The sequence below is a fragment of the Vibrio sp. 1288 genome (genome assembly GCF_033344475.1).
The window spans coordinates 1-1,252 of the sequence record NZ_JAWPOX010000105.1; the positions used below are offsets into that span (position 1 = coordinate 1).

At 45.7% G+C, this 1,252-nt stretch carries 2 protein-coding genes; both read right to left on the bottom strand.

The features are described from left to right. Positions 1–503: transporter substrate-binding domain-containing protein (locus R8O11_RS24910; RefSeq protein WP_318194565.1), on the bottom strand; the 503-nt coding region annotated here is incomplete at its 3' end. A 134-nt stretch (positions 504–637) separates the two neighbouring features. Next, positions 638–1,252 (bottom strand): outer membrane protein assembly factor BamD (locus R8O11_RS24915; RefSeq protein ID WP_318194566.1); only part of this gene is annotated, 615 nt, incomplete at its 5' end.

Here is a 1,252-nt window from a genome sequence, read left to right on the forward strand (position 1 = left end):
ATGCTTTCAAAGTAGCTGGAACTGGCACGTACCCAAATCTCCTTACCGCTCAACTGCTCAAGTTTAGTGATGGTTGGAGTATTTTTGTTGGTGATCACCCACTCTTCGATGCCGGATAAGATTGGGGTACTGAAGTCGACTTTTTGTTTGCGGGCCTCAGTGATCGTCAAGTTTGCCACCACTAAATCACCAGAGCCGTTTTCGAGAGAAGGGAGTAATTGGTCTCGCGCTAGAGGGATGATTTGTACGTTCAGTTTGGGTTTGATTTTGCGTAAATCTTTTTCAAAGTGAGCCAGCAGCTCTGCGCCAATCCCTTTTGGTGTTCCTCCTTCGATATAGTAGAAGCCTAAATCGGCAGAGACTAAAACGCGCAATACGTTTTTCTCTTTGATGACATCTAAGTCACCCGTGTACGGAGGCTGTTTTAATGGTGAGATTTCCAAAGCGTAAACGGACGCCGACAACAGAAAGAACAGCATTGCCCAAAACTTAGATATGGTCACGTTCACGTCCAGTTTAATGGTGGAGTAGAACTCTAAGCATAAGTTGTGCTCAAAAAATCATCAAGATTGTTCAAAGAGAAGGAATTGGTGGTAGAAAACAAAACCGCCACAGTTTGAGCTGTGGCGGTAGGCGTTTATTTGACAGGATTTAGCTTAATGAGTGCTTCTGTTCTTGCAACGGCATCTTCTAGTTGCAGCTGCTTGTAGGCTTCCAGCTGAATTTCTAACGATTTGCGAGCTGCTTCTGTATCAGGGAATGATTTTTGAAGCTCTTGGCTACGGTTAATGGCTGCGATCCATGCTTCACGGCGAAGGTAAAAATCAGCGGTAGCTAAATCGTAATTCGCTAAGCGGTTTTTCAAGGCCACCATGCGTTTTTGTGCATCTTCCGCATATGGGCTGTTTGGATAACGTTGAAGCAGCTTCTTAAAGTCATCAAATGCTTTTTTCACGGGCTCTGGGTCGCGGTCGCTACGATCGATGCTAAACAGGTCGTGCATAAAGTTACGATCTTGAGCCATGTGGCTCAGGCCACGCATGTAAAGTACCCAGTCCATTTTTTCATGGGTCGGGTTTAGGCGCATAAAGCGAGAGATGGTTGCTAAGCCTAACGCTAGGTCGTCGTTTTTGTAGTATGCGTAAATAAGGTCAAGTTGCACCTGTTCAGAGTAGGCACCGAATGGGTAACGTGAGTCTAACGCTTCCAGCTTCTCAATCGCAGAAAGCCAGTTGCCACTTTGAAGTGAGAC